Source organism: Gilvimarinus xylanilyticus (assembly GCF_024195295.1).
In the GTDB taxonomy this organism is placed as follows: Bacteria; Pseudomonadota; Gammaproteobacteria; order Pseudomonadales; family Cellvibrionaceae; genus Gilvimarinus; species Gilvimarinus xylanilyticus.
In genome coordinates this window covers 1,524,248-1,548,236 of sequence record NZ_JAMFTH010000001.1, presented here as the reverse complement: position 1 = coordinate 1,548,236, position 23,989 = coordinate 1,524,248, and the positions used below count along the sequence as shown (strand labels likewise).

21 protein-coding genes are annotated in these 23,989 nt (G+C 53.6%); 17 read left to right on the top strand and 4 right to left on the bottom strand.

From position 1 onward, the window contains the following. Window positions 1–421: 421 nt before the first annotated feature. Complete coding sequence (locus M6D89_RS06725) at window positions 422–2,260, top strand: lytic polysaccharide monooxygenase (RefSeq protein WP_253967252.1); 1,839 nt, start codon at window positions 422–424, stop codon at window positions 2,258–2,260. 176 nt (window positions 2,261–2,436) lie between these two features. Further along, window positions 2,437–5,511, top strand: coding sequence for a glycoside hydrolase family 9 protein (locus M6D89_RS06720; RefSeq protein ID WP_253967251.1), 3,075 nt, complete (start codon window positions 2,437–2,439; stop codon window positions 5,509–5,511). Window positions 5,512–5,570: 59 nt separating this feature from the next. On the opposite strand, the gene M6D89_RS06715 is transcribed toward M6D89_RS06720, so the two are convergent. After that, window positions 5,571–5,963, bottom strand: a complete 393-nt coding sequence (locus tag M6D89_RS06715) for a DUF3859 domain-containing protein (RefSeq protein ID WP_253967250.1) — start codon at window positions 5,961–5,963, stop codon at window positions 5,571–5,573. A 119-nt stretch (window positions 5,964–6,082) separates the two neighbouring features. Here M6D89_RS06715 and M6D89_RS06710 point away from each other — a divergent pair, with 119 nt between their 5' ends. The 8 genes from M6D89_RS06710 to rpoS all read left to right on the top strand — a co-directional run bounded on the left by M6D89_RS06710 (window position 6,083) and on the right by rpoS (window position 12,360). Further along, the gene (locus M6D89_RS06710) at window positions 6,083–6,358 is read left to right on the top strand and encodes a septum formation initiator family protein (RefSeq protein WP_253967249.1); all 276 of its coding nucleotides are present in this window, start codon (window positions 6,083–6,085) and stop codon (window positions 6,356–6,358) included. A 7-nt stretch (window positions 6,359–6,365) separates the two neighbouring features. Next, window positions 6,366–7,070: a 2-C-methyl-D-erythritol 4-phosphate cytidylyltransferase gene (ispD, locus tag M6D89_RS06705; RefSeq protein WP_253967248.1), complete on the top strand. Its 705-nt coding sequence runs from the start codon at window positions 6,366–6,368 to the stop codon at window positions 7,068–7,070. Beyond that, on the top strand, window positions 7,067–7,540 hold the full coding sequence (gene ispF / locus M6D89_RS06700) for a 2-C-methyl-D-erythritol 2,4-cyclodiphosphate synthase (protein WP_253967247.1): 474 nt from the start codon (window positions 7,067–7,069) through the stop codon (window positions 7,538–7,540). Before ispD ends, ispF begins: the two co-directional genes overlap by 4 nt. After that, window positions 7,537–8,511: a tRNA pseudouridine(13) synthase TruD gene (gene truD, locus M6D89_RS06695; protein WP_253967246.1), complete on the top strand. Its 975-nt coding sequence runs from the start codon at window positions 7,537–7,539 to the stop codon at window positions 8,509–8,511. Before ispF ends, truD begins: the two co-directional genes overlap by 4 nt. A 129-nt stretch (window positions 8,512–8,640) precedes the next feature. Then, on the top strand, window positions 8,641–9,285 hold the full coding sequence (locus tag M6D89_RS06690; RefSeq protein WP_253967708.1) for a protein-L-isoaspartate(D-aspartate) O-methyltransferase: 645 nt from the start codon (window positions 8,641–8,643) through the stop codon (window positions 9,283–9,285). Continuing rightward, window positions 9,285–10,229, top strand: coding sequence for a DUF368 domain-containing protein (locus M6D89_RS06685; protein ID WP_253967245.1), 945 nt, complete (start codon window positions 9,285–9,287; stop codon window positions 10,227–10,229). Before M6D89_RS06690 ends, M6D89_RS06685 begins: the two co-directional genes overlap by 1 nt. Window positions 10,230–10,369: 140 nt before the next feature. Continuing rightward, a complete protein-coding gene (locus tag M6D89_RS06680) occupies window positions 10,370–11,212 on the top strand; it encodes a peptidoglycan DD-metalloendopeptidase family protein (protein ID WP_253967244.1) in 843 nt (280 codons plus the stop codon). A 134-nt stretch (window positions 11,213–11,346) separates the two neighbouring features. After that, window positions 11,347–12,360, top strand: a complete 1,014-nt coding sequence (gene rpoS, locus M6D89_RS06675) for an RNA polymerase sigma factor RpoS (RefSeq protein ID WP_253967243.1) — start codon at window positions 11,347–11,349, stop codon at window positions 12,358–12,360. Window positions 12,361–12,429: 69 nt separating this feature from the next. Here rpoS and fdxA read toward each other — a convergent pair whose 3' ends face one another. After that, window positions 12,430–12,753: a ferredoxin FdxA gene (gene fdxA / locus M6D89_RS06670; protein ID WP_253967242.1), complete on the bottom strand. Its 324-nt coding sequence runs from the start codon at window positions 12,751–12,753 to the stop codon at window positions 12,430–12,432. A gap of 133 nt (window positions 12,754–12,886) precedes the next feature. After that, window positions 12,887–15,487, bottom strand: a complete 2,601-nt coding sequence (mutS, locus tag M6D89_RS06665) for a DNA mismatch repair protein MutS (protein WP_253967241.1) — start codon at window positions 15,485–15,487, stop codon at window positions 12,887–12,889. Between the two features lie 237 nt (window positions 15,488–15,724). Between mutS and M6D89_RS06660 the strand changes: the two genes are divergently transcribed. Next, the gene (locus tag M6D89_RS06660) at window positions 15,725–16,990 is read left to right on the top strand and encodes a tyrosine-type recombinase/integrase (RefSeq protein WP_253967240.1); all 1,266 of its coding nucleotides are present in this window, start codon (window positions 15,725–15,727) and stop codon (window positions 16,988–16,990) included. A 35-nt stretch (window positions 16,991–17,025) separates the two neighbouring features. Here the strand turns inward: M6D89_RS06660 and M6D89_RS06655 are convergent, their stop codons facing one another. After that, window positions 17,026–18,078: a hypothetical protein gene (locus tag M6D89_RS06655; protein ID WP_253967239.1), complete on the bottom strand. Its 1,053-nt coding sequence runs from the start codon at window positions 18,076–18,078 to the stop codon at window positions 17,026–17,028. Between the two features lie 119 nt (window positions 18,079–18,197). Between M6D89_RS06655 and M6D89_RS17455 the strand changes: the two genes are divergently transcribed. The 6 genes from M6D89_RS17455 (at window position 18,198) to M6D89_RS17280 (ending at window position 23,804) form a co-directional block, all read left to right on the top strand. After that, entirely contained in the window at window positions 18,198–18,398 is a 201-nt protein-coding gene (locus M6D89_RS17455) for a helix-turn-helix transcriptional regulator (protein ID WP_418930340.1), read from the top strand. A 2-nt stretch (window positions 18,399–18,400) separates the two neighbouring features. After that, the gene (locus M6D89_RS06650) at window positions 18,401–20,101 is read left to right on the top strand and encodes a type IV secretion system DNA-binding domain-containing protein (RefSeq protein WP_253967238.1); all 1,701 of its coding nucleotides are present in this window, start codon (window positions 18,401–18,403) and stop codon (window positions 20,099–20,101) included. A gap of 11 nt (window positions 20,102–20,112) precedes the next feature. After that, window positions 20,113–20,382 (top strand): hypothetical protein, encoded by a 270-nt coding sequence (locus M6D89_RS06645; RefSeq protein WP_253967237.1) that lies wholly within the window; start codon window positions 20,113–20,115, stop codon window positions 20,380–20,382. Window positions 20,383–20,572: 190 nt separating this feature from the next. Next, window positions 20,573–20,893: a ribbon-helix-helix domain-containing protein gene (locus tag M6D89_RS06640; protein WP_253967236.1), complete on the top strand. Its 321-nt coding sequence runs from the start codon at window positions 20,573–20,575 to the stop codon at window positions 20,891–20,893. 8 nt (window positions 20,894–20,901) lie between these two features. Next, window positions 20,902–23,679, top strand: coding sequence for a MobF family relaxase (mobF, locus tag M6D89_RS06635; protein WP_253967235.1), 2,778 nt, complete (start codon window positions 20,902–20,904; stop codon window positions 23,677–23,679). After that, window positions 23,676–23,804: a hypothetical protein gene (locus M6D89_RS17280; protein WP_256504462.1), complete on the top strand. Its 129-nt coding sequence runs from the start codon at window positions 23,676–23,678 to the stop codon at window positions 23,802–23,804. The genes mobF and M6D89_RS17280 overlap by 4 nt, the downstream gene beginning before the upstream one ends. The last annotated feature ends 185 nt before the right edge of the window (window positions 23,805–23,989 follow it).

Here is a 23,989-nt window from a genome sequence, read left to right as displayed (position 1 = left end):
CGGCTTAATCTGAATCGATGATCTGCGTGAACCAATCGCGTTTCTCAGTGTGAATTTTATCGATAACATTAGCGATTTTTCTTGCAGGGTTAACGGCCACTATTTCTCCTGTCATTAAGAAAAGTTCTGTCAAATATTCCGATAGCGATAACAATTAAATAACACACCTTGTCGCGTAAAAAACATTAATGAATCTCAAGCCAAAATCCGCTTTGCCTGAGGTAAGGTTCTCAAAATTCTTAGGTAAAAATTGATTTTCCCTCTGCAAAAGCTCTCAATAAACGGCGATTGATGCCCTGCTGTGAATGGTTCGCGGCGGCGGCAGAAAACCATTAACGAGTAAGTCATAAAGTCGGCGTGAATTTACAGCCCATAAAAAGTAAATCGCGCTGTTAAACAATAATCGTTTTGGAGCCCATGTATGCGTAAGTCATTAATGCTTTGCAGTTCTCTCGCTTTGTTGGCCTCGGCCAATGTTTATTCTCACGGTTTGATGTCTGAACCCGCTGCCCGCAACTGGACCTGCGGCGCGGTGACCAAGCCCGATCAGGCGCAGCCGGGTACGGCGTGCGCCGAAGCCTTTGCCGACGATTTTAACGGCGGCTACCAGTTTATGAGCGTGCTGACCCACGACGTAGGTCGCGCCGGGGTCGAGCCCTTGCCGGATAACGTGTGTGGTTTTGACAGTGAAACCTGGAGCGGTGGTGCCACCCCTTGGGATAAACCCATTGATTGGCCTACCAACCCCATGAGTGCCGGGGAGCAGACTATTACCTGGAACATCTCCTGGGGGCCGCACTATGATGACACCGAAGAGTTCCGCTACTGGATTACCAAGCCGGGTTTTCAGTATACCGTGGGCGAGGCGCTGAGCTGGGATGACTTCGAAAGCGAGGCCTTCTGCGTACTGGAGTACGACGATTCCAATCCCAACGCTAATCCACTGGTGGTTCCCGATAAAGGCAACTCACTGTTTCACACCACCTGTACCGTGCCCGAGCGCGATGGCCGCCATGTAATCTACGGCGAGTGGGGGCGCAATTATTTTACCTACGAGCGTTTCCACGGCTGTATTGATGTGGAGTTTAACGGCGGTGGCGGACCGGTTCCGGTGGTAGCGGATATTCAGATGTCTCCTGAGGTTTCCACCGTCACCGGTGCCGGGCAAGTGTCGCTGAGTGCGGCTAACTCGCAAGGTGATGATCTTAGCTATCAGTGGAGTGTGTCGCCGCAAAGCGCGGCCTATAGCCTGAGTGACAGTACAGGTGTGGACACCGTACTAACCCTGAGTGACACCGACAGCGAGCAAACCGTCACTGTCTCGCTAGAGGCAAGCAACGCCGACAGCAGCAGTATTACTTCGGTGACAATTGATCACTTGCCCGAGGCAGCCTCTAACTGGGACAGTCTTGGTGCATTAACCGATACGGCGCAAACCTTAAATGCCGGTGATACCGTACAGCTTCGCCTGGTAACCGAGGGCGGTACCGATGTTTACCTGCCGGACAATGCCGTGGTGTTAAGCCAAGAAAGCGCTGCAGCAAGCGCGTGGACACTGGCATTAGCCGAAGCGGTTAACGAGCTCAATACCGACGTTCGCATTGGCGTGGTGGACAGCGACGGTGATGTAGCGCCCGTAGCAAGTGCTACTGAAAACCGTGTCTACGCCCAGGCGCCAACGCAGTATGTCAGTGCCTTTGTAGTGGTAGACAGTGGTTCGTCGTCATCCTCATCTTCATCGTCTACCCCCACGGGCAGCTACTGTAACTGGTATGGGACCGAAACGCCTTTGTGTGAAGATACGCAAAGCGGTTGGGGTTATGAGAATGGCGCCAGCTGTGTATCGGTAACCACTTGTAACTCTCAGCCCGAGCCTTTCGGTGTGGTCGAAGGCAATGCTTCCAGCTCCAGTTCTTCTTCCAGTAGTTCTTCGGTTTCCAGCAGCTCCAGCTCTTCGGTTCCCGCCAGCGCTAATTGTGCGCATACCGTTAGCAACTCGTGGGGCAACGGATTTATTGGTGAAGTGACAATTACTAACGATAGCGACACTGATATTAATGGTTGGAATGTGCAGTGGGAGTACGACCAAAACGTTGCCATTACCAACAGCTGGTCGGCGGATATTACCGGTAACAACCCTTACCAGGCATCGGCCGCGGGATATAACCAAACCATCGCCGCTGGGCAGTCGATTACCTTTGGCTTCCAGGCCAATGGATCGCCCGGCGAGGTTCAGGTGACCGGCGATATCTGTGACTAAGTAAGTATTCCAACGGGCGCTTAAGGCGCCCGTTTGGTTTGCCCGCTTCTTTAAAACAGTGGGAAATGGCTGTAATCACAATAACAATCTTCGAGAGACCAAAATCCATAATGGAGGATTCCACCTTGCAACGGATAAAACTTATAACCTTAGGTGCGTGCGCCGCCGGTGTGCTGATGTCAGCATCAGCTAGTGCCCAACAACAAAATTACGGCGAAGCGCTGCAAAAATCTCTGTACTTTTACGAAGCCCAACAGGCGGGCCCACTGCCCGAATGGAATCGTGTGCCCTGGCGCGGCGATTCGACCCCCAACGACGGCGACGACGTAGGCCTGGATTTACGCGGTGGTTGGTTCGATGCGGGCGACCACGTTAAATTCGGTTTCCCCATGGCTGCGACTACCACGTTACTGGCGTGGGGCGGGGTGGATTACCGCCAGGCCTATGAAAATTCTGGCCAGATGGAACACCTGTTAAATAACCTGCGCTTTGTGAACGATTATTTTATTAACGCCCACCCCGAGCCCAATGTGCTTTATGGCCAGGTAGGCGTAGGCGGGCAAGACCATACCTTCTGGGGTCCGGCGGAAGTCGTACACCATAAAATTCCCGACTCCCGGGTATCAATGAAAATTGATATGAACTGCCCCGGCCCGGATTTGGCAGCCGAGACAGCCGCCGCCATGGCGTCGTCGTCCATGGTATTTAGCCCCACCGATTCGGCTTACGCCAGCGAGCTGTTAACCCACGCCGAACAATTGTTTGCCTTTGCCGAGGCAACCACCGGTAGCGACGGGGTCGATAACGCCTACTCCAATTGCATTACCGATGCGCAGCAGTTTTATAACTCTACCTATGGAGTGTACTGGGATGAAATGGCTTGGGGGGCGGCCTGGCTGTGGCGCGCTACGGGTGACGATGCCTACCTGGATAAAGCGCTGGCCTATTACGATCAAATGGGCACCGAGAACCAATCCTCCACGCCGGTTTACACCTGGTCACTGGGTTGGAACGACAAAGCCTATGGCGTTTACGTGATGCTGGCTTCACTGCTGGATGAAGAGCGTTTTCACACTGATGCCCAGCGCTACTTAGACCACTGGAGTGTCGGTAACGGCAACCGCACGCCGGGCGGAATTGTGGTGGTTGATGGCTCGGGTTGGGGGGTTAATCGCTACGCGGCCAACATCGCCTACCTGGCCTTGTATTATGCGGACTCACTCGACAGCAGCGACCCGCTTAAGTCCCGCTACCAGGATTTTGCGGTGACACAAATCGATTATATTTTGGGTGAGAACCCCGCTAACCGTAGCTATCAGGTGGGTTACGGCAATAACTATCCCACTAACGTTCATCACCGTGGCTCTCATGGCAGCTGGGCTGACAGCTTGCAAACGCCCGAGCAGCAGCGCCATGTACTTTACGGCGCAGTGGTGGGCGGGCCCGATGCCGATACTAATTATGTGGAGGATCGCGGCGATTACATCATGAACGAGGTGGCCGTGGATTATAACTCGGGCTTTACCAGCGCGGCGGCGGCCATGTTTGCCGATTACGGCGGCAGCGCCTTGCCCGATTCGCAGTTCCCGCCCAGCGAGGAACGCGGCGACGATGAATACATTATCGGTGCGAAGGTAAACAGCTCGGGGCCGCGTCATGTGGAAATTCGCGCGGTACTGCAAAACCGCAGCACCACCCCGGCCGAAGGGCGCGATGATTTCTCGTTCCGCTATTTCTACGATTTAAGCGAAGCCTACGTCGCCGGATATACCGTGGACGATATCACCATGACCTCGGGTTATTCGCAGGCGACCTCCATCAGCCCGCTGCAAAGCTGGGGTGATCCGGCGGATCATATTTACTACACCGAAGTCAGCTTTGCCGGTGATATGATTTTCCCCGGCGGCCAGTCGGCGCATCGCCGTGAGGTACAGTTCCGCGCGTCTCTGCCCACCAATACCAATGAAAACGTGTGGGACAGCAGCAACGACCCGTCCTTTGATCCGGCCTATCAAAATACTTCAGAGCAATACGGCCACCCCTCTACGGTGATTCCGATTTACACCTCGGAAGGATTGATCAGCGGTGAAGAGCCCGGCGGTGGCTGCGGCGGCGATACCGGCGTTAACTGCGTGCCCAGCGCCTCGGATGTGTCTGTTAGCACCGAGTTTGAAACGGCCGTAGACGTTACCCTGCAGGGCAGTGACGATGACGGCAGCGTGCAGAGCTATAACATTCTTGAAGCGCCACTTAATGGCAGCTTAAGCGGCTCGGGTGCGAATTTGGTTTACACCCCCGATGTGGGCTTTAGCGGCAGCGATTCGTTTACCTACAGTGTTACGGATAACGCCGGTGCCGAATCCGACCCGGCTACCGTGTCTATTGCGGTAGAGGCCGAAGCCGTGCCGTCAGTGGCAATCACTTCGCCGGCCAGCGGCGCCGAGGTAACCCCCGGCAGCGATGTACAGGTGCAGTTTGCCTTGGATAACGCCAGCGGGGTCAGGGTACGTGTTAATGACCTGGTAGTGACCGACGTTACCGACAGCAATATGGTGACGGTGACTGCGCCATCGGCTGAGGGCAGCTTTACCATCAGCCTGACCGCCTTGGATGATGGCGGTGCGGAAACCGGGGCCAGCTCGTCTATCACCCTGAATGCGGTGAGCGAGCCGACCAATACCGCCCCGGTGGCCTGTTTGAGCCCGCTCAATGCCGAGGTAAATACCGGTGAGGCGGTCGACTTTGACGCCAGCTGCTCTTCCGACCCGGATGGCGATGCGCTGAGCTTCAGCTGGGACTTTGGCAATGGTCAGAGTGCTCAGGGTAGCACCGCCTCGGTTAGCTACGCTCAGGCGGGTACTTACACCGTAAGCTTAACCGCCGACGATGGCACCGACAGCGACACCGCGTCCACCACCGTAACTGTGGGCAATACCGGCGGTGGCGAAGGCGCTCTGTGTGAGTTTGTGGTCAGCAACGAGTGGAACAGTGGTTACATCGGCCTGATTCGCATCACTAACCAGGGTGACAGCGTCATTAATGGTTGGAATGTGAACTGGCAGTTTACCGATGGCTCTACCATGACCAACAGCTGGAATGCGGTTATTTCTGGCAGCTCGCCCTACAGCGCCAGCGACATGGGCTGGAACAGCCAGATTCAGCCGGGGCAAAGCGTAGAGTTTGGTATGCAGGTACAAAAAGGCGGCAGCAATGCTGTAGTACCCAATGTGACCGGCTCGATTTGTCAGTAATGTAAAAGCTACAGGGAGGTAGCATTAAACCTGAAGGGGCCGTGAATGCGGCCCCTTTTTTATTCCGGTACAAACATCTGAAAGGTTTTGTCGGTGATCAGCTCGCCGTCAATGGCGAGGGTAATACGCCAGGGGCCGGCTTTGTTTTCAATGGGCTCCCAAATGGTGTCGCCAATAAAAAAGTTCCAGTCGTTCTGACGAATGTATTCCTCACCGGCAAAGGGCGCCAGCGGTTTGCCGTCTTCATCGGGAATATCGGGGTGGTAAATGCAGTACTGCAGCTTGCGGTTTTTGGCCTTTTTAATGTTGACGATATAGCCAAACTCAATGCCCACTTCACAGGGAATATCGTGAGTGACCTTAACAATTTCCGGCAGTTCTTTGCTGGAGTGGTCCCAGGGAGTGTAAATACCCCAGTTGTTGATGCGTACTTCGGGTTTCTTTTTGGCCATAAGGTAAGTGTGAGTAAAAAGCGAGCTATTATACCACTTGGCCCGATTTGCTTGTAGGGCGTCTCTAATAATGCGGGCTCCTGTAGTCAGTCGCGGGCCTCTGCGCTAAACTGCCCGCTATGAAATGGTTGCTGGCAATTTTAATCGCGATTTTTCTGACCCTGCAGTATCGCTTATGGGTGGGAGAGGGCAGCTACGCTCATCGCGCCCGTCTGCAACAGGAAATTGCCCGCCAGCAAGATGAAAATGCTCGTCAAAAAGATCGCAACCGGGTGCTCGCGGTACAAGTTGAAAACCTTAAAAATGACTTGGACGTCATCGAAGAGCGAGCGCGCAGCGATATGGGCATGATAAAAGAAGGCGAAACCTTTTTTATGACCCGCAAGCCTCAGTGAACCACCCATGACATCCACAGCACTTTACGCCATTGTGCCTGCTGCCGGTATCGGTCGGCGTATGGGCGGCGAAATTCCCAAGCAATACCTGCCTCTGGCCGGGAAAACCGTGATTGAGCAGACGCTGCACAAATTGTTAGCGGTGCCTGGCCTGCAAAAAATTGTGGTCGCGCTGGCCGCCGACGATGATTATTGGCGCTCGCTCGCGCTAGCAAATCACCCTCAAATTGTGACCGTCGCCGGCGGACGGGAGCGGGCCGATTCGGTATTGGCGGGGTTGGATTATTTAAAGGGGCAGGGCGCATCGGGACGGGTGCTGGTGCACGATGCCGCACGCCCTTGTGTACGCCCCGGCGATATTGCGCAACTGCTAAGTCAAGCGCACGAAGACGGGGGAATATTGGCGGCCCCGGTCAGCGATACCGTCAAGCAGGCGACTCCTAGCGCTTGCATTGCTAGTACGCTAGACCGGCAACTGTTGTGGGCGGCCTTAACCCCTCAGTTATTTGATTTGGCCCAGCTGCACCGGGCCATCACAGGTGCCCTGGCCCAGGGCGCGGCGATTACCGATGAGGCCAGCGCCATGGAATGGGCGGGGTTTGCCCCCCGACTGGTGGAGGGGCAGCGCGACAACATTAAGATTACCCGGCCCGAGGATTTACCTCTGGCCGATATGATTTTAACTCGACAGTTAAGTGAACTATCCGTATGAGAATAGGACAGGGCTTTGATGTCCACAAATTCGGCCCCGGCGATAAGATTGTAATTGGCGGCGTGGTGATACCGTTTACTCAGGGGCTGGTGGCCCACTCCGATGGCGATGTGCTTTTGCACGCACTGTGCGATGCGTTATTGGGCGCGTGCGGTTTGGGGGACATTGGCAAGCACTTTCCCGACACTGATCCGCAATTTAAAGGTGCCAATAGCCGCGAGCTGCTGCGCCTGGTGTATCAAAAGATTCGCGCCGTTGGCTGGCAGCTGGGCAATGCGGATATGACCATAATCGCCCAGGCCCCCAAAATGGCGCCGCATATCGGCGCTATGCGCGAGGCCATTGCCAACGATTTAAACAGCGCGGTATCGCAGGTGAATGTTAAGGCCACCACCACTGAAAAGCTCGGCTTTACCGGTCGCGGCGAAGGCATTGCCGCCGAAGCCGTTGTCTTGTTGGCCCCTTTATGAGCAGTGATTACAGCCTAGTATTTCCCCGCGCCCACGGCGAACCGCTGGGCCATGCAAAGTTTCGCGCCCAGCCCGAAGACTTCTATGTGGATGAAGACCTGGGCTTTACGTGTGATGGGGCGGGTGAGCATGTCTATCTGCATATTGAAAAACGCGGCGATAATACCGAGTGGCTGGCACGCAACATTGCGCGACTGGCCGGCGTAGAAACCCGCGATGTGGGCTACTGCGGTCTGAAGGACCGCCACGCGGTGACCCGGCAGTGGTTTAGCGTCTATTTCCCCAAGGGCGACGAGCCTGACTGGCAGGCGCTGAACAGCGAGAGTGTTACTTTGCTGGCGGTTGAGCGCCACCGCCAAAAGCTGCGTCGCGGCCAGCATAAAAGCAACCGCTTTGTGATTGTGCTGCGCGAGGTGCAGGCTCAACGCGACGCGCTGGAGCAGCGTTTGCAAACTGTCGCCCGCCAGGGCGTGCCCAATTACTTTGGTGAACAGCGCTTTGGCATTGACGGTGGCAACCTTGCGGCCGCCAATCGTATGCTGATCGAGGGTATTAAAGTCAAAAATCGGCACAAGCGCTCGCTGTATTTATCCTCCGCCCGCAGCTATTTGTTTAACCAGGTGTTGGCCGCGCGTATAGACCAAGGCTGCTGGCGTACCCCCTTGCCCGGCGATGTCTTAGTGGATGGTGCCCCCACCGGACCCCTGTGGGGCCGAGGCAGAGCGCTTAGCGATGACAAAGCTCTGGCTTTAGAAGAGCAGGCTTTAGCCCCCTGGAAGCCGTGGTTGGAACCGCTGGAGTTTACCGGCCTTAAGCAGGATCGGCGGGCGCTGGTCAGCTTGCCCCAGCAGCTGAGCTGGCAGTGGTTGGGGGATGATTTACAGCTCGCTTTTGCCCTGGGCGTGGGGGCCTATGCCACAGCGGTTCTGCGCGAGCTGCTGGAGCTCCAAACTGAGCCGATTATGCTATAGTGAGCCCCACAAAAAATCCGGCACTAATCAACTAAAAGCTGCCAGAGCCTGCCAATGGGCTCATCAGGCGGTTAAGTCGGCACATGGGGTAACAGTAGTGTGAGTAATCTTATCGTTGAAGGCGTGGGCATGACGTCATTGCGCACCCGCGAAAGGCTAATACAGCGGTTAATGGATCAGGGGGTCAGTGACTATAAGGTGCTGGATGTCATTCGCAGCACACCACGCCACCTGTTTCTGGATGAAGCGCTATCCCACCGTGCCTATGAAGATTCCTCCTTACCCATCGGTTACGGCCAGACCCTGTCTCAGCCCTATGTAGTCGCGCGTATGACCGAGGTGCTTTTGGCCGCAGCTGGCGGCAAACTTTCGCGCGTGCTTGAGGTTGGCACGGGTTCGGGTTATCAAACCGCCGTGCTGGCGCAGTTGGTGGATCAGGTGTTTAGCGTCGAGCGTATTAAACCTTTGCAAGACAAAGCCCGCCAACGCCTGCGCGAACTGGGGCTGCGCAATGTGCAGCTGACCCACGCCGATGGCGGCTTTGGCTGGCCCAGCATGGGGCCCTTTGACGGCATATTGAGCGCTGCCGCGCCGCAATTTGTCCCCGACGAGTTAAAGCAACAGCTGGCCCCGGGCGGGGTGCTGGTGATTCCCGTGGGCGGGCAGCAGCAATACCTGCACCTTGTGATTCGCGATGGCGACAGCGACCGATTTATCACCCAAGAGCTCGAGCCGGTTAAATTTGTGCCCCTGTTATCCGGGACCACTCGCTGATGGGGTGGGGCGCGGTAAAAACCTACCTGCTTGTCTTTCTTAAAGGCATGGCCATGGGGGCGGCCGATGTAGTGCCCGGCGTTTCCGGCGGCACCATTGCGTTTATTACCGGTATTTACGAGCGCTTTTTGCGGGCCCTCAAATCTTTTACCCCCGCATTGTTTCCGCTGCTAAAGCGCGAGGGTTTAACCGCAGTTTGGCGTCGGGTAGATGGCAATTTTTTGCTCGCCCTGTTTGGCGGCATCTTATTCAGTATTGCCGCCTTATCCCACGTTATCTCACTCGCCTTGCTGCACTACCCTTTGCAGGTGTGGGGATTTTTCTGCGGGCTTATCGCGGCCTCGACCTTGTATTTGGCCAGGCGCCTGGATTTGTTTCACGGGCAAACCCTGGTGGCGCTAGCGCTGGGCATTTTGGCCGCGCTGTTAGTGGCCGTGTTAAAGCCTGTGGATGTGCCGGTGAATGCCTTCACCGTGCTGGGGGCGGGTGCCATCGCTATCTGCGCCATGATATTACCCGGCGTCTCGGGCAGCTTTTTACTGCTGATTATGGGGATGTACCCGGTTATTGTCGGGGCTGTAACCGAGCTGAACATTAAAATCCTGATGTTGTTTTTGTGCGGCTGCATCGCCGGCTTGTTGGTGTTTTCGCATTTGTTGTATTGGCTTATTCAGCGCTTTCGTCGCCCTACGCTCGCGGTATTAACCGGTTTTTTAGGCGGCTCGCTGGTGATTGTCTGGCCCTGGAAGCATGTTCTGGAAAGTCGCATCAATCGCCATGGCGAGGAGGTGCCGCTGGTACAAGAAAACGTCTGGCCCTGGGCTTATCAAGCCCTGACAGGACAGGCCTCGGGCTGGGTTTCGGTGCTATTGTGCACCGCGCTCGGGGCCGCGCTGTTACTGGTTTTAGAGTGGTTTGGACGGCGCGAAAACAGCGACTCATAATGGTTTTTGTGACTATTACCTGAGTCGGTAAAATACCGTTATTTTCGACCCAGTTAAGATAAATTTATAATAACCCCCACGCTTTAATTGCAAATCTACATAAGCTTGGGGGCTATCAATTGCGGAGCCGGGAGCCCTGAATGTTGGCAGTGTGGCGAACGACAAGATGGCGGCTAATCAAGCTGTTCGTTATTCTGAACACGCTTTTGGCCGTGTCTTGCGCCTCGCCTCCGCCCGCGCAAGTGGCAGAGCGCAACCAACCGCCCACCCGTAAAATTCTTGTGCACAGGGTTTCACCCGGTGAAACCCTTTACAGTATTGCCTGGCGCTACGGCCTGGATTTTCGCCAGCTGGCGCGCCACAACGGCATTGGTTCGCCCTATACCATCTACGCGTCACAGCAGCTGCGCCTGGATGTAAACGATAGCTCTAAGCGCAAGCCGCCACCGGCGATTGCCTCGCGCCAGCCGGTTACATCAACCCCCGCGCCTCAACCGTCTGCTTCTCAGACGTCTCGGCCCAAGCCTCCCCCCAAAGTGGCCAGGACGCCCCGTTCTGAAAATAAAACACCTCCGGCCACCTCGCCGACATCGGCACCACTACCTAGCGGTCCGGTTTCCTGGCAGTGGCCTGCACGGGGTCGGGTTTTGGCGGGCTTTAGTGCGTCGAATGGTTTAAATAAAGGTATTGATATCGGTGGAAAATTGGGAGAGCCTGTAGTTGCAGCTGCCGCTGGCCGTGTGGTTTACGCCGGAACGGGACTGCGAGGTTACGGCAAATTGGTGATCGTAAAACATAACGAAACCTATCTTAGCGCCTACGCCCACAACCGGGTTTTGCAGGTGCAAGAGGGGCAAAGCGTTAAAGCCGGTCAGCAAATTGCCGAACTGGGTTCTAGCGGTACCGATAAAGAGAAATTGCATTTTGAGATAAGGCGCGATGGTAAGCCCGTAAATCCGCTAACGTATTTGCCCAAACGCTAGCAACAAATTTACAGACTTAGTGCGACACTGTCTTTAAAATGAAACCTACAGGAAGTAGCTATACAAGTACCGCTTGAGTTGACAAAGGTCGGCAAGAGGTAATTGCCGGAAAGGACCAATAAGGGGACCTTGCCATGCCAGTACAAAACAGGGAAACAGCAACAATCGATAATCGCGATGACAACCTTATCGCACAGACGCTCGACAGCGACGTCGAGGAAATCGTTTTAGAAGAGCCCACCCAGGCGGCCAATAAGCGTCGCCCCACCCGCAAGAGCGCTGACGAGCGGCTCGCCGCCGAAAGCTCAACGCTTGATGCCACCCAAATTTATCTAAACGAAATCGGTTTTTCGCCGCTGTTAAGCGCTGAAGAAGAAGTGTACTTCTCGCGCAAGGCGCGCAAAGGTTGCGAAGCATCGCGCAAGCGCATGATTGAAAGCAACCTGCGCCTGGTGGTGAAAATATCGCGACGCTACGTAAACCGTGGTCTGGCGCTGCTGGACTTAATTGAAGAGGGTAACCTCGGTCTGATCCGCGCCGTGGAAAAGTTTGACCCGGAACGCGGCTTTCGCTTCTCAACTTACGCCACTTGGTGGATTCGTCAGACCATTGAGCGGGCAATTATGAATCAAACCCGCACGATTCGCCTGCCCATTCACGTGGTGAAAGAGCTTAACGTGTACCTGCGCGCCGCGCGCGAGCTGACACAAAAGCTTGACCATGAGCCCAGCGCCGATGAAATCGCCACCATGCTGGATAAGCCCGTTAAAGATGTGGAAAAAATGCTGGGTTTGAATGAGCGCGTCACATCGGTGGATGTACCCATTGGCAGCTCATCGGATCGCGCTGTGGTTGATACTATCGCCGACTTACAGGACTCTAATCCCGCCGCCTTAATGCAGGACTCGGACTTAAACGCCAGTCTGGATCATTGGCTGGACGACCTGAGCGAGAAACAGCGTGAGGTGTTAGCGCGCCGCTTTGGTTTGCGCGGCCACGAGGTGTGCACCTTAGAGGAAGTTGGCCGGGCGATTGGCCTAACCCGTGAGCGCGTGCGCCAAATTCAGGTAGAAGCTCTGCGGCGTTTACGCGAAATACTGGAAAGCCAGGGCTTAAACAGCGAAAGCTTGTTCGGTGCACAAATGTAAAAAACCGGAAGTATTGCCCATAAAAAAACCGCGCCAAGCGCGGTTTTTTTATGGCTGCCGGTGGGACGCTTAGCGTTCCAGGTACTGCAGCTTGTTCTCTACGCCATCCCATTCCTCGGCGTCGGCCGGGGCGTCTTTTTTCTCGGTGATGTTGGGCCAGACTTCAGAGAGCTCGGCGTTCAACTCCAAGTAAACCTCTTGGCCTTCGGGCAGCTCGTCTTCCGAATAAATAGCATCGACCGGGCACTCGGGTTCACACAGGGCGCAGTCGATACACTCATCCGGGTGAATCACCAAAAAATTGGGGCCCTCGTAAAAGCAGTCGACCGGACAAACTTCCACACAGTCGGTGTGTTTACACTTAATGCAGTTATCCCCAACTACGAATGTCATTGCGTGACTCCACGGTTACCAATCATTTTAAAAGTGGGGCATTTTACCAGTATTTGCAAGTTTTGGTAGGGGCAAGAGTGTCTCTAACCCCTTGTTCGTCAAGCTATTTTGCGCGATTGAAAATCGTTTTTATTTACAGCGATTTTAACCGGTACAGAGCCTCCAGTGCCTGCTTGGGGGTCATATCGTCCGGATCCAGACCATCCAGGGCCTCAACCGCCGGGTGGGGCGCACTGTCGAACAAGCTGGTTTGCATGGGCGACGCAGCGGCCTGGGGGGCTGTGGGCTGAGTAGGTGTGGGCGATTGGACCGCCGCCTGGTCGGTGACAATATGGTTTTGCTCCAGGCTGGTTAATTGCTGCTCGGCTTGAACCAAAACATTGTCGGGAATACCCGCCAGGCGCGCTACCTGAATCCCATAGCTTTTACTGGCCGGTCCATCTTGTACTTTGTGCATAAACACAATGCTGTCTTTATGCTCGGTCGCGTTCAGGTGCACATTGGCAATGCCGGGCAGCGTGTCGGGCAGCTCGGTCAGTTCAAAGTAGTGGGTGGCAAACAGGGTAAACGCGCGCAGATTCTCGGCGAGATGGCGGGCGCAGGCCCAGGCCAGCGCCAGACCGTCAAAGGTACTGGTGCCGCGGCCGATTTCATCCATCAACACCAGGCTGCGCTCGGTGGCGTTGTGCAGAATGTTAGCCGTTTCGGTCATCTCTACCATAAAGGTTGAGCGGCCCCCGGCCAAGTCGTCGGACGAGCCGATACGGGTGAAGATGCGATCAACCATGCCTACTTTGGCACTGGCGGCGGGTACAAAGCTGCCCACATGGGCCAGCAGCACGATCAGTGCCGTCTGCCGCATATAAGTCGATTTACCGCCCATATTAGGACCGGTGACAATGAGCATATGGCGATCGCGGGTAAAGTTGAGGTCGTTGGGCACAAAGGGGCCGTCCAGCACATCCTCCACCACCAGATGGCGACCGCCGTGTATTTCAATACCCGGTACTTCGCTCAGCCCGGGTTTGGCTAAATCCAATAGTCCGGCGCGCTCGGCAAAGTTGCTTAATACATCCAGCTCGGACACCGCCGCGGCCGAATCCTGCAGGGCGATAAGTTGTTGGTTTAACAGTTCCAGTAACTCGTCGTACAGCGCTTTTTCCCGGGCCAGGGCGCGGCTTTTGGCCGATAGCGCTTTATCTTCAAATTCTTTTAGCTCCGGGGTAATAAACCGCTCGGCGTTTTTAAGTGTCTGGCGGCGAATGTAATCTGCTGGGGCCTGGTCCGACTGTGCGCGGGTCAGCTCAATAAAGTAGCCGTGAACGCGATTGTAACCAACTTTCAGGGTATTAATGCCGGTGCGCTCGCGCTCGCGGGTTTCCAAATCCACCAAGTATTGCCCGGCGTTCTCGCTGATGCCGCGAAGCTCGTCCAGCTCGCTGTCATAGCCCTCGGCAATCACGCCGCCGTCGCGAATGACTACCGGCGGGTTTTCCACGATGGCGCGATCCAGCAGATCGACCAAATTCGGAAAAGTGCTGATGCTGTCGGCCAATTGTTGCAGCCGGGGCGACTGGCATTCATTTAGTGCTGACTGCAGCTCGGGGTAGGTGGCCAGCGACACAAATAAGCGGGACAAATCCCGGGGCCGGGTCGAGCGCAGCGCCAGGCGGCCCAAAATGCGTTCCATATCACCAATGCGTTTTAGCTTGTCGCGCACGGGCTCGAAACGGTAATTGGTAGCGAGGGTTTCCACTGCGTCTTGCCGCGCAATCAGGGTGGGCATATCCCGCAATGGGCGGTTTAGCCAGCGGCGCAGCAAGCGCGAACCCATGGCAGTAGATGTTTTGTTTAGCACAGAGAAAAGCGTGTTGTCGTCGCCTCCGGTCAGGTTTAAATCAATCTCCAGATTACGCCGGGTAGCGGCGTCCATGGCGACCGCCTCATCGCGGTTTTCGTGGGCCAGAGTGCGCACATGGGGCAGGGCGGTGCGCTGGGTTTCGCGGGCGTAACTGAGCAGGCAACCCGCCGCCGCAATGGCAGTTTGTAAGTGGTCGCAGCCAAAGCCGGATAAATCCTGAGTGCCGAATTGCTGGGTCAGCAAGCGCTCGGCGGTTTCCAGCTCAAACTCCCAGGGGCCCCGGCGGCGCACGCCTTTGCGGTTTTCGGTAATCTCGGGCAAATCCAGTTCGTCGCTGATTAACAGCTCCGCCGGGTTTAAACGCTGCAACTCGCCACTGGCAGCGTCTAGCCCATCTACCTGCAACACCAAAAACCGGCCGCTGGCAATATCCAGCGAGGCGATGCCGTAGGTTTCATCATCTCGGTGCACCGCCACCAATAAGTTATCGCGGCGTTCATCCAGCAGGGCCTCGTCACTAACGGTGCCGGGGGTTACCACCCGCACGACTTTGCGCTCGACCGGTCCCTTGCTGGTGGCCGGGTCGCCAATTTGCTCGCAAATAGCCACCGACACGCCCGCACGCACCAGCCGCGCCAGATAGCTTTCGGCGGCGTGGTAGGGGACGCCTGCCATGGGAATCGGCTCGCCAGCGGACTTGCCCCGCGCGGTTAAGGTCACATCTAGCAGCTCGGCCGCTTTCTTGGCATCGTCAAAAAACAACTCGTAAAAGTCGCCCATCCGGTAAAACACCAGTTCATTGGGGTGCTCTGCCTTGATCTTTAAGTACTGCTGCATCATGGGTGTGTGCTGGGCTGATTTTGCGTTGCTCATACTGGGAAAAATTCTATATAAGTGTATAATTTTAAAAGAAAAATATTTTAATTGTGGCTTTCATGCAATTTCATGAAAAGTGTAGGTTTTTCACGAAATTGCACCAAAAAGTGTAGGTAAAAGTGTAGGTTGTTAGGAGGCCTACACTTTTTCTCGAAACAACCTACAGAAATGAAGCCACGGCAGTTCAAATTAAGCGTGTAAGGATACTGACATGCAGTGCCTGAGGCCAGAGATATGACCAAATCCCAACAACCAATTAGCTCGGCTCAAATTAAAGCCTTGCGCTCAGGTGACAAAGACCTGGCCGATACAGGTGAAAACCGAGGGCTCCGGGTCCATTGTGGTGCCGGTGGGACCAAATCGTTCTACTACCGGTACACCAGTCCGCTATCCAAAAAACTCGTACAGCTCCAAATAGGGCATTTCCCTGAACTATCCTTAGCTGAGGCCAGGTTGGCACTGCAAGATCTCAAGTCCCAGAGAAAGAAAGGTGTTTGCCCGGCATTCGAGCAAAAGCGCAAGCTCGCCTTAAAGGCTAGGGAAGAGAGAGCTCTTTCCACAAGTATGACAGTCAAACAGTTAGTGGATTTATATCTCACTCAGCATATCGAGGACCGCAGGGTGGGGAAAAAAGTGGTGCCCGGTGCCCGTAAACGTAAGGGCCAGGCAGAGACCCGCCGAACGCTCTATGGCGATGCGGTGCGTGTTCTGGGTAACTTTCCTGCGGAAAGCATCACCCGCCGCCAGGTGGTCAACCTCGTTATGGACATCGTGAAACGGGGTTCAAATGTCCAGGCAGGTAACGTGTTGCGGGAACTCTGTGCAGCCTATGAGTATGGAATTGGCCTAGAAAAATTCGACGAAAGCTTTGCTAATCCCGCCTTTTTAGCCAAAAACAGCTTGCGCCAAGCCAAGATAAAGCTCACGTCTAATCGCGGGCGCCGTGTGTTGTCCGATCAGGAATTAGCCAGGTTTCTACAATGGTTACCAGGTTCCGTGTTTACGCCTACACAGAAAAATGTGCTTCGGTTTACACTATGGACGGCCTGTCGGACTGGTGAAGTCTGCAACGCTCGCTGGGCGGATATCGATTTAGAACAGGGTGCCTGGCATCTTAGGGAGACCAAAACCGGAGTCGAGCGGTACGTACAGCTGCCTCGCCAAGCGATAGAGTTTCTTAAGCAGTTAAAGCTCACAACTGGTGAGTATTTGTTTCCAAGCCAAAAAACAGGACGCCCCATTCAACAAAAAACGCTTACTGAGCAAGCCTGGCGTCTGCGTGAAACCGGCCGAATGCTCGATATTGACCACTGGTCACCACACGACTTGCGCCGTACTGTACGTACAGGTTTATCTAGGCTGGGCTGCCCCAGCGAGGTCGCTGAGGCAATACTCGGCCATTCTCGGAGTGGCATTGAAGGCACCTATGACCTGCACGGGTATGAGCGGGAAAGCCGAGTTTGGTTGCAAAAATGGGCCGACAGGCTCGAACGGATCTGAATAGAAGGTGTTTGGGTGAGTCGCCAACCATCTTCTCATGCTCGTCCTGAGTCTTCCAAAGAGTAGTTGAATCTAGGTTTTGCTAATCCTGGACTGGCCTTCGCTGCATCTGAAATTAGTGCGAAATAAGTCATTCGTTTAACTGACGCAAGGAAATAAAATGGATCAATTGCTACTTCATATTCAGTGTCAAGAAATTCATTAATTATTTCGATAACTCTATCACTTGACCATTTATTGGGGGTTGTTCTGAGTGAGGGGGACTTAGCTAAGTGTCTCGAATGGTCGTTTTTGTAGAGAAGATTAAAGCAGTCGAATATAATATCGATATTGTCGTCGCTCCATTCTTCCAGGTCATACTGATTCTTCAAGATCTCGATTTCAGCGTTTATTTTTTTGCTTGCTGGGTGGTTTCTGGCCCAGGCTACTAATCTCTTAGGCTTGTTTTCGTTAGTAGCTTTTATATTGCCAAGATTCTTAAAGGCACTATTAATCTGCTTATACAAAGTGTTGTATCCGGAGCTTTGGGAATTGTGGTGCTTGCAGAAATCGGGTTTTATAGTTCTGAGTCTATGGCAGTAGTTGCAGAAATAGTCTTCAGTTTCGGTGTCAAAATCATCATACTTCAAGTTTTTAGTATTTTTTCTGATTTTCAGAAATACATCAATATCGGCGAGTAAGTAGCAGGCATTGTTAAGATCGTGCTTCTCGTCAAAATATTCTGCGTGTTTACAGAGGGTTCTAAGCTTCTCTTCGGCTTCTCGAACCACCCCTTTGCCTGCGACTTTTATGAGCATTCCTAAATCGTTTTCTACTCCAAGAGTTTCTAGTAAATGCTTGTGGCTGAAGGATATCGGAACGCCCTTAAGTTGAGTCCATATGGCAATACTTCTTCCTCTGGATTTTTGGGTTTCTTCTGTAAATCCTCCAGCTTCTCTTCCTGACATTTTCAACCGCTTATGCTCTTCGTTTAAATAAACCAAAACAGCAAAATATTCCTCAGGATATGGAAACCCTGAATAAGGAATATCCTCCTTTAGAAAAAGGTCTCGGGTTTCATCGCTAAGTGTCATAAGTTTTGAGCCCATGGCGGATCGTCCTCTTCTTCGATTTTTCTGTAATTCAAACATTTTATAGCAAGCATATAGATACTGAATAGTAGCCTGTTTGTGCTGTTGAAGCATTTCTAGAAAGCTAAATAGGAGATATGAAAATGCCTGAAATATTGTTACGCCGGTCTGATGTTTGTGAGCGCTTAGGGGTATCCAGTACTACTCTCTGGCGCTTTGTTAGGGATGGTCGTTTCCCGGAGCCGATACAGCTTCCAGGGTCAAAAATCCAGGGGTGGACAGAGAGGTCTGTTGATCAGTGGATTAAAAAGCACTTTTTAAATTCACAGGAGCTTTAATCATGAATATAGATGTGTCCCAAGTTGTTGTAATTCAGTCCATTTCTTTGGTTGTTTTCATATTAGGGGTATGGCTCAGCTGGCGGACTGACAAATTCATTTGTGTCATGGGAACAATCCTTGGTGGGGCAGTTTGGTGGATGGCGCGCTTTCATTCGCTGTTTTTCTGGGAGGAGGTCACCGAGTACCGATTAGGTACGTACATTGTCCGTACATTGTGGTTAGAGGGTGCGCACAATGTATCGACATGGTGGGGAGGTAGTCTTTACCCTGCAGAGGGGTGGTCTGATTGGGTGGCGTGGACATCAGCCGTGGCGGCAGTGGTTCCTATATGGGCGCTATTGCTGATCTACCTGTATCTAACACGGGGGAATAGTTTTGTTAGAGGTTCGGTTATTATTCCCATCGATACTATCCATAAAAAGTTGCGAAAAATGGCCGCACGTATTCCGGTATTTATTGGTGGCCTTCCATTGCCTGAATCTTTGGAGACGCGCTCATTAGCGCTACTTGGTGAGCCTGGAACGGGTAAAACTCAAATCATAAAACGAATGCTCGGTTGTATTTTCAAGAGAAATGATCGAGTCGTGGCTATCGATGTTGGTGGTGAATTGTACAGCCAGTTTGGTCGTCAGGGAGACTGCGTACTGTCTGTCAGCACCGAGGAAACAGAGCGGTGGAGTCCATTCGCCGATATTGCAGGTCCAGAAGACTGCACGTCAATGGCAAATGTGCTCATCCCATCGGGAGAAGGGGAGGCCGCCACATGGAATAGCTACACTCGAACTCTACTATCTAATATTCTGCAGAAAGTGTGGGAAACTGGCGAGAGAAAAAACTCCGATATTATTTTTTATGCTCAATCAGCAACAGTCGATGAGCTAAAGCAATTGCTGCAAGGGACATCCTCGCAGCGACTTTTTGAGCCAGGCTCAGAGCGCATGCTTAGCAATGTATTGAGTATTCTTAGCAGCTATATGGAGCCGCTGCGCTACTTGGATGAAAACGCGGGGGAGGCTGATTTTAGTCTAAAAGCGTGGCTTACCGACGACCACTGCCAAGGTTGGTTATGGGTCGTCTATGACGATGAAACTGGCTCAGCCACCGCGTCATTGCGCACTGCATGGATTGATATTCTTACCCGAACTGCATTGAGTCTTGAGCCTGATGGTGACCGTCGAATCTGGTTTTTTCTGGATGAGCTGGCGTCCCTTGGTAAAGTAGAGATTCTTAGCCAGGCTCTTGCCAGGGGCAGGAAATATGGTTTAGGCCTGGTTTTGGGTATCCAAAATATTTCACAACTTTTCAGTATTTACGGAAGAGATGAGGCACTCAGTATTTTGGGTAGTGTGGGGCATACGGCAATTCTACGCACGCCAGACCCTGAAACTGCCGACTACCTGAGTAGAACAATAGGTGAGACTGAAGTCACACGGGACCAGTACACCCGTAGTGGGAACAGCGTATCTAGCACAGAGGTTCAGGAAACAAAACGTGTAGTTTTGGCTAGCGAAATCGCTCAGCTACCGGATCGCCAGGGGTATCTGAAAATCGCTGGAGTCGGTTGGACGCAACTTAAGGTTTCGGTCACTGAATTTAAGGGTCGCATGTCTTTGACACCCATAAAGCGTAAATATCACCTAGGCACAGTCGGCATCGTATCCAGTGATCATACTTCCGTTAACGATATCGACGACCTTTAAGGAGCCGCCCAATGGCCAAATCACTATTCACAAGTAAAGCTGCAGCTGTGAAAAAGAAGCTCAGCCTGCATATTTCATCAGAAACTCTACAGCGCCTCGATAAGATCGAAAAAGAGGCAGAGAGGGAAGGTGTCTCTTTTCCACTCAACGATCACGTTGAGGATGCTATTCAACGGCTCGTAACTCAAGCGGAAAATCAGCTTGAGGAACTGCGACGATCAAAGATACCAACATCAGATTTTGGTGTTGGCTCAACCAACTACAACAAACCCACAGCATAGCTGTGGGCCCCAATCAACCACGCCCTAGCTATGGCTAGGGCGGACACCTCACGCACCTGGCGTGCAGCTGTGTATCCCTAAGGAGGATACGGTTTGGCGGTGACTCAAGGCTGGCTTTCACCTTTGAGTCATAGACGACTCAGAGCGAGCGTTGAAGGGCCTTGAGGTGACTTATATATGAGTATGGATTATGAGTATGACACACCCGTATCGCGTGCAGGTTCACTGCGATAAACAAATGCATCAAGAGCTAAAAAAACTGGCAGAAGCACGTGGCCTAAGCCGAAGTCAGGCTGTGCGCTTGCTTGTAGAAAAAGCGCTAACGGATCAGGGAGGAAAAATCGATTATCGGTTTGAAGCAATCGAGCGCAAGCTTGAATCAGTTTTACACGCCGTCACAGCGGCTCGCGTAATTGCAACGGAATCAGCACAAGCCGCTGGCGCTGAGCTAAACAGCGAGCAGCTGCGCGAGCGTATCGATGCACTGCTCGAACGCTACAACAAGCTCTAGGTGGCGCCATGATGACGCTAGCTCCAATCCGCTCGGCGGCTCATGCCGCCAGTTACTTCGAGCGTGGCGATCACGCCGATTATTATTTGACTGATGATGTTTGCCCCTCAAGCTGGGAAGGTGAGGGGGCAAAGCTTTTGGCCATACAAGGCAACGAGGTTGAGCCCGAGCGATTTAAACGCTACTTGGGCGGTGAAATAGCTGGCCAGATGATCGGCACCTATCGGGAAGGAGAGTGGCAGCACAAACCCGGTTGGGATTTACAGTTTTCACCTCCTAAATCAGTGTCGGTAGTCGCCCTGATTGGTAACGACGAGCGAGTAATAAAAGCGCACGACCAAGCAGTACGCGAAGCAATGGCGATGTTGGAGAACTCTGCGGCCTGGACGCGGCTCAATAACCGCAACCAATCCGGGCCGAATCAGTTGGCCACGGGTAATCTACTGGCGGCGGTGTTTCGCCACGATACCAGCCGCAGCCTGGACCCTCAGTTGCACAGCCACGCTGTAGTGTTGAATGCCACCCGCAAAGAGAATGGCCAATGGCGTAGCCTGGAAAGTCACCATCTTTACTTGGCCCAGAAGGAAGCGGGCCTGGCATATCGGCAGTCACTGGCGGCGCAGCTAAGGGAGCTGGGCTATGACATTCAGCGAATGCCGGATGCCAATTTTGAGGTCGTAGGTGTAACCGATGCGGCATTGGGTGAGTTTAGCAAGCGCCGAGACGTGGTCGATCAAAAGCTTTCCGACCTGGGCTACACCCGAGAAACCGCCCCTGCCTATATCAAAGAAAAAGTCGCCCACGAGTCTCGCGCGACCAAAAAGCGAGTAGAACGCGAAGCCCTTTATAAGGATTGGGTAACTCGCTCAGAAGGCGCGGGAATGAATGTTGCCCGCTTGGTTGAGATTGCCAATGAGCGATGCGCAGATCCTGATTGGATTGCACGATGTCGAAGTGACTCGTTTGATGTAAGCCAAAAGATTTTCGACCAGGCCATCCGTTCCTTATCTGAGCGCGATGCAGTATTTAGCGCGCAAGCACTTCAGGCGAAAATGAATGAGTTGGCCGTTGGCTACGGTATCTCTGCAGCGGTCGTAAACAAGACAATAGAGACGGCGGTTGATAAAGATCTGTTAATGGGTGACCGAACCGTAAAATCATACTGTCGCCACACAAAGGGCTGGCAGCAGCTCCCAGCTTACACAACGCCAGAGCACGTAGCGCTGGAAGAAAAAATGATAAACACAATGCGTGAGGCACAAGGCAAAGCTTTGCCGGAGTTCAGTCTGTATCAAGTCGAGCAAGTACTTGCAGCGGCCGAGAATGAAAGCCGCGCGCAAGGTTACGATGGTTGGACCTCTGGCCAAGTAGGATCGGTGCGCGGCGTCATGCTGTCAGACGACAACATCGTTGCCATTCAAGGCTACGCGGGTACTGCAAAAACCACCACGGCTCTCAAAACCATCGCTGAGCAATATGCACTCAAAGGATACGATGTTGTGGGCATGGCCCCATCCGCCTCCGCCTGCGAATCACTGGCCGAGGGCGCAAGGCTCTACAACGTAAAAACCGTCGCCAGTCATTTACTCCGCGAACGGCACGGTAAGCAAGAGCCTCAGCGCCAGCTATGGTTGGTAGACGAAGCCTCCCTTCTGTCTACCAAAGATATGACACAATTGCTCAGTCAAGCTCAGGCCACGCAAGCTCGTGTAGTGCTGGTCGGTGACGTAAAGCAACTTGGCTCCGTAGAGGCGGGCGCGGCATTCCGCCAGCTTCAAGAAAACGGAATGCAAACTTTTAAGCTCGATGAAATTGTTCGCCAAACGAATCGAGAGCTTCTGCAAACGGTAGAACATAGCCTGCAGGGCGAAGCCCGCGAGGCTATGGAGAGCCTGGAGAAGGGGGGCGGTGAAATCGTCGAATTCGCAGGCAAAGCCGACGCCCGCCACGCTGCCATTGTTAAGCAGTACATTGAAATGCCTGAGGTACAAAGGCAAAACTGTTTAATCATTGACCCAAGCCGGGAAGGGCGCGACCAGCTCAGCCAGGCTCTACGCGGAGGCCTAAAGTCCATTGGCCAGCTTTCGGAGCAGGAGATAAACACTCGGCGCCTGGAGCGGGTCGACTTGACCCAGGCCTGTCGTAAAGACGCGCTCAACTACAAAGTCGGCGATGTCGTTCAGTTCTTGCGTGAATACAAATCAAAAGAGGTGGCCAAGGGCAGCTACTGGCAAGTTTCGGCCGTAGAGCCAAGCCTTGGTGTGGTGGAGCTGCAATCCAGCACGGGAGAGCAGCGAATCTGGAACCCGCTAGCCTGGGGCGCCAAATCTCAGGCCTACCGCCCCAAAGAGTGTGCCTTAGCCATAGGCGATAAAGTTATTTGCACAAGCAATAATCGCGATATAGGCCTCAGTAACGGGACACGGGGTGTGGTGAAAAGCATTGATGTAGATCGCGGGTTCGCCGAAGTCGAATACGCCAATGGCCACTTGGCTACCATCACCCTGGACGCCCACGGTGCGCAACACTGGAACTACGATTACGTCTCTACCGTCCACGCCAGCCAGGGTAAAACTACCGAGCGCGTCATCTACCACGCCGAGAGCGCCCGGATTAACCTAGCCTCCCAAAAGGCGCTCTACGTCGCCCTAAGCCGGGCCAAGGAGCAGGCCACTGTCTACACCGACAACCGCCAGCGGCTAATTGAGCACATCCAGGAGCATACCGGCGAGAAGGCCAATGCCCTTGAGGTGCAGCGTAGTGGGCCAGAGTTTGAGCTTCTATGACTTCAGTCTGTCCCGCCAAATCTGAGCCGCTTAGCCGAAGCTTGGTCACCACCTTTGCCGCATCAAGGCTGCAAGGCAATGTGATGAACGTTGTTAAACCCATACAGGTGTGGCCCGATGGCTAGGGCAACACCAGCACCAAAGGCCAGCCGCGCCAGGCAAGCCCTGCTCGTAAGCTTTTGTATGCGCAGTAGGGGTTGAGCCAGCAGGGCTGCGCCCATTGTTGATTTATGTGACCAATCCGCCGTTTTTTGCTACTCTGGCCTTCCCGCCGGAGGCCTATATTCCAGCCTTTGGCGTGGCTAAAATA

What these genes read in the sequence shown, in the direction of transcription:
- ispF (WP_253967247.1), top strand. Translation starts at nt 7,067, where the DNA reads ATGAGAATAGGACAGGGCTTTGATGTCCACAAATTCGGCCCCGGCGAT.
- M6D89_RS06640 (WP_253967236.1), top strand. Translation starts at nt 20,573, where the DNA reads ATGAGTATGACACACCCGTATCGCGTGCAGGTTCACTGCGATAAACAA.
- M6D89_RS06650 (WP_253967238.1), top strand. Translation starts at nt 18,401, where the DNA reads ATGAATATAGATGTGTCCCAAGTTGTTGTAATTCAGTCCATTTCTTTG.
- M6D89_RS17280 (WP_256504462.1), top strand. Translation starts at nt 23,676, where the DNA reads ATGACTTCAGTCTGTCCCGCCAAATCTGAGCCGCTTAGCCGAAGCTTG.
- M6D89_RS06655 (WP_253967239.1), bottom strand. Translation starts at nt 18,078, where the DNA reads ATGGGCTCAAAACTTATGACACTTAGCGATGAAACCCGAGACCTTTTT.
- fdxA (WP_253967242.1), bottom strand. Translation starts at nt 12,753, where the DNA reads ATGACATTCGTAGTTGGGGATAACTGCATTAAGTGTAAACACACCGAC.
- M6D89_RS17455 (WP_418930340.1), top strand. Translation starts at nt 18,198, where the DNA reads ATGAAAATGCCTGAAATATTGTTACGCCGGTCTGATGTTTGTGAGCGC.
- mobF (WP_253967235.1), top strand. Translation starts at nt 20,902, where the DNA reads ATGATGACGCTAGCTCCAATCCGCTCGGCGGCTCATGCCGCCAGTTAC.
- M6D89_RS06690 (WP_253967708.1), top strand. Translation starts at nt 8,641, where the DNA reads ATGACGTCATTGCGCACCCGCGAAAGGCTAATACAGCGGTTAATGGAT.
- M6D89_RS06725 (WP_253967252.1), top strand. Translation starts at nt 422, where the DNA reads ATGCGTAAGTCATTAATGCTTTGCAGTTCTCTCGCTTTGTTGGCCTCG.
- mutS (WP_253967241.1), bottom strand. Translation starts at nt 15,487, where the DNA reads ATGAGCAACGCAAAATCAGCCCAGCACACACCCATGATGCAGCAGTAC.
- rpoS (WP_253967243.1), top strand. Translation starts at nt 11,347, where the DNA reads ATGCCAGTACAAAACAGGGAAACAGCAACAATCGATAATCGCGATGAC.
- ispD (WP_253967248.1), top strand. Translation starts at nt 6,366, where the DNA reads ATGACATCCACAGCACTTTACGCCATTGTGCCTGCTGCCGGTATCGGT.
- M6D89_RS06685 (WP_253967245.1), top strand. Translation starts at nt 9,285, where the DNA reads ATGGGGTGGGGCGCGGTAAAAACCTACCTGCTTGTCTTTCTTAAAGGC.
- truD (WP_253967246.1), top strand. Translation starts at nt 7,537, where the DNA reads ATGAGCAGTGATTACAGCCTAGTATTTCCCCGCGCCCACGGCGAACCG.
- M6D89_RS06680 (WP_253967244.1), top strand. Translation starts at nt 10,370, where the DNA reads ATGTTGGCAGTGTGGCGAACGACAAGATGGCGGCTAATCAAGCTGTTC.
- M6D89_RS06715 (WP_253967250.1), bottom strand. Translation starts at nt 5,963, where the DNA reads ATGGCCAAAAAGAAACCCGAAGTACGCATCAACAACTGGGGTATTTAC.
- M6D89_RS06660 (WP_253967240.1), top strand. Translation starts at nt 15,725, where the DNA reads ATGACCAAATCCCAACAACCAATTAGCTCGGCTCAAATTAAAGCCTTG.
- M6D89_RS06645 (WP_253967237.1), top strand. Translation starts at nt 20,113, where the DNA reads ATGGCCAAATCACTATTCACAAGTAAAGCTGCAGCTGTGAAAAAGAAG.
- M6D89_RS06720 (WP_253967251.1), top strand. Translation starts at nt 2,437, where the DNA reads ATGTCAGCATCAGCTAGTGCCCAACAACAAAATTACGGCGAAGCGCTG.
- M6D89_RS06710 (WP_253967249.1), top strand. Translation starts at nt 6,083, where the DNA reads ATGAAATGGTTGCTGGCAATTTTAATCGCGATTTTTCTGACCCTGCAG.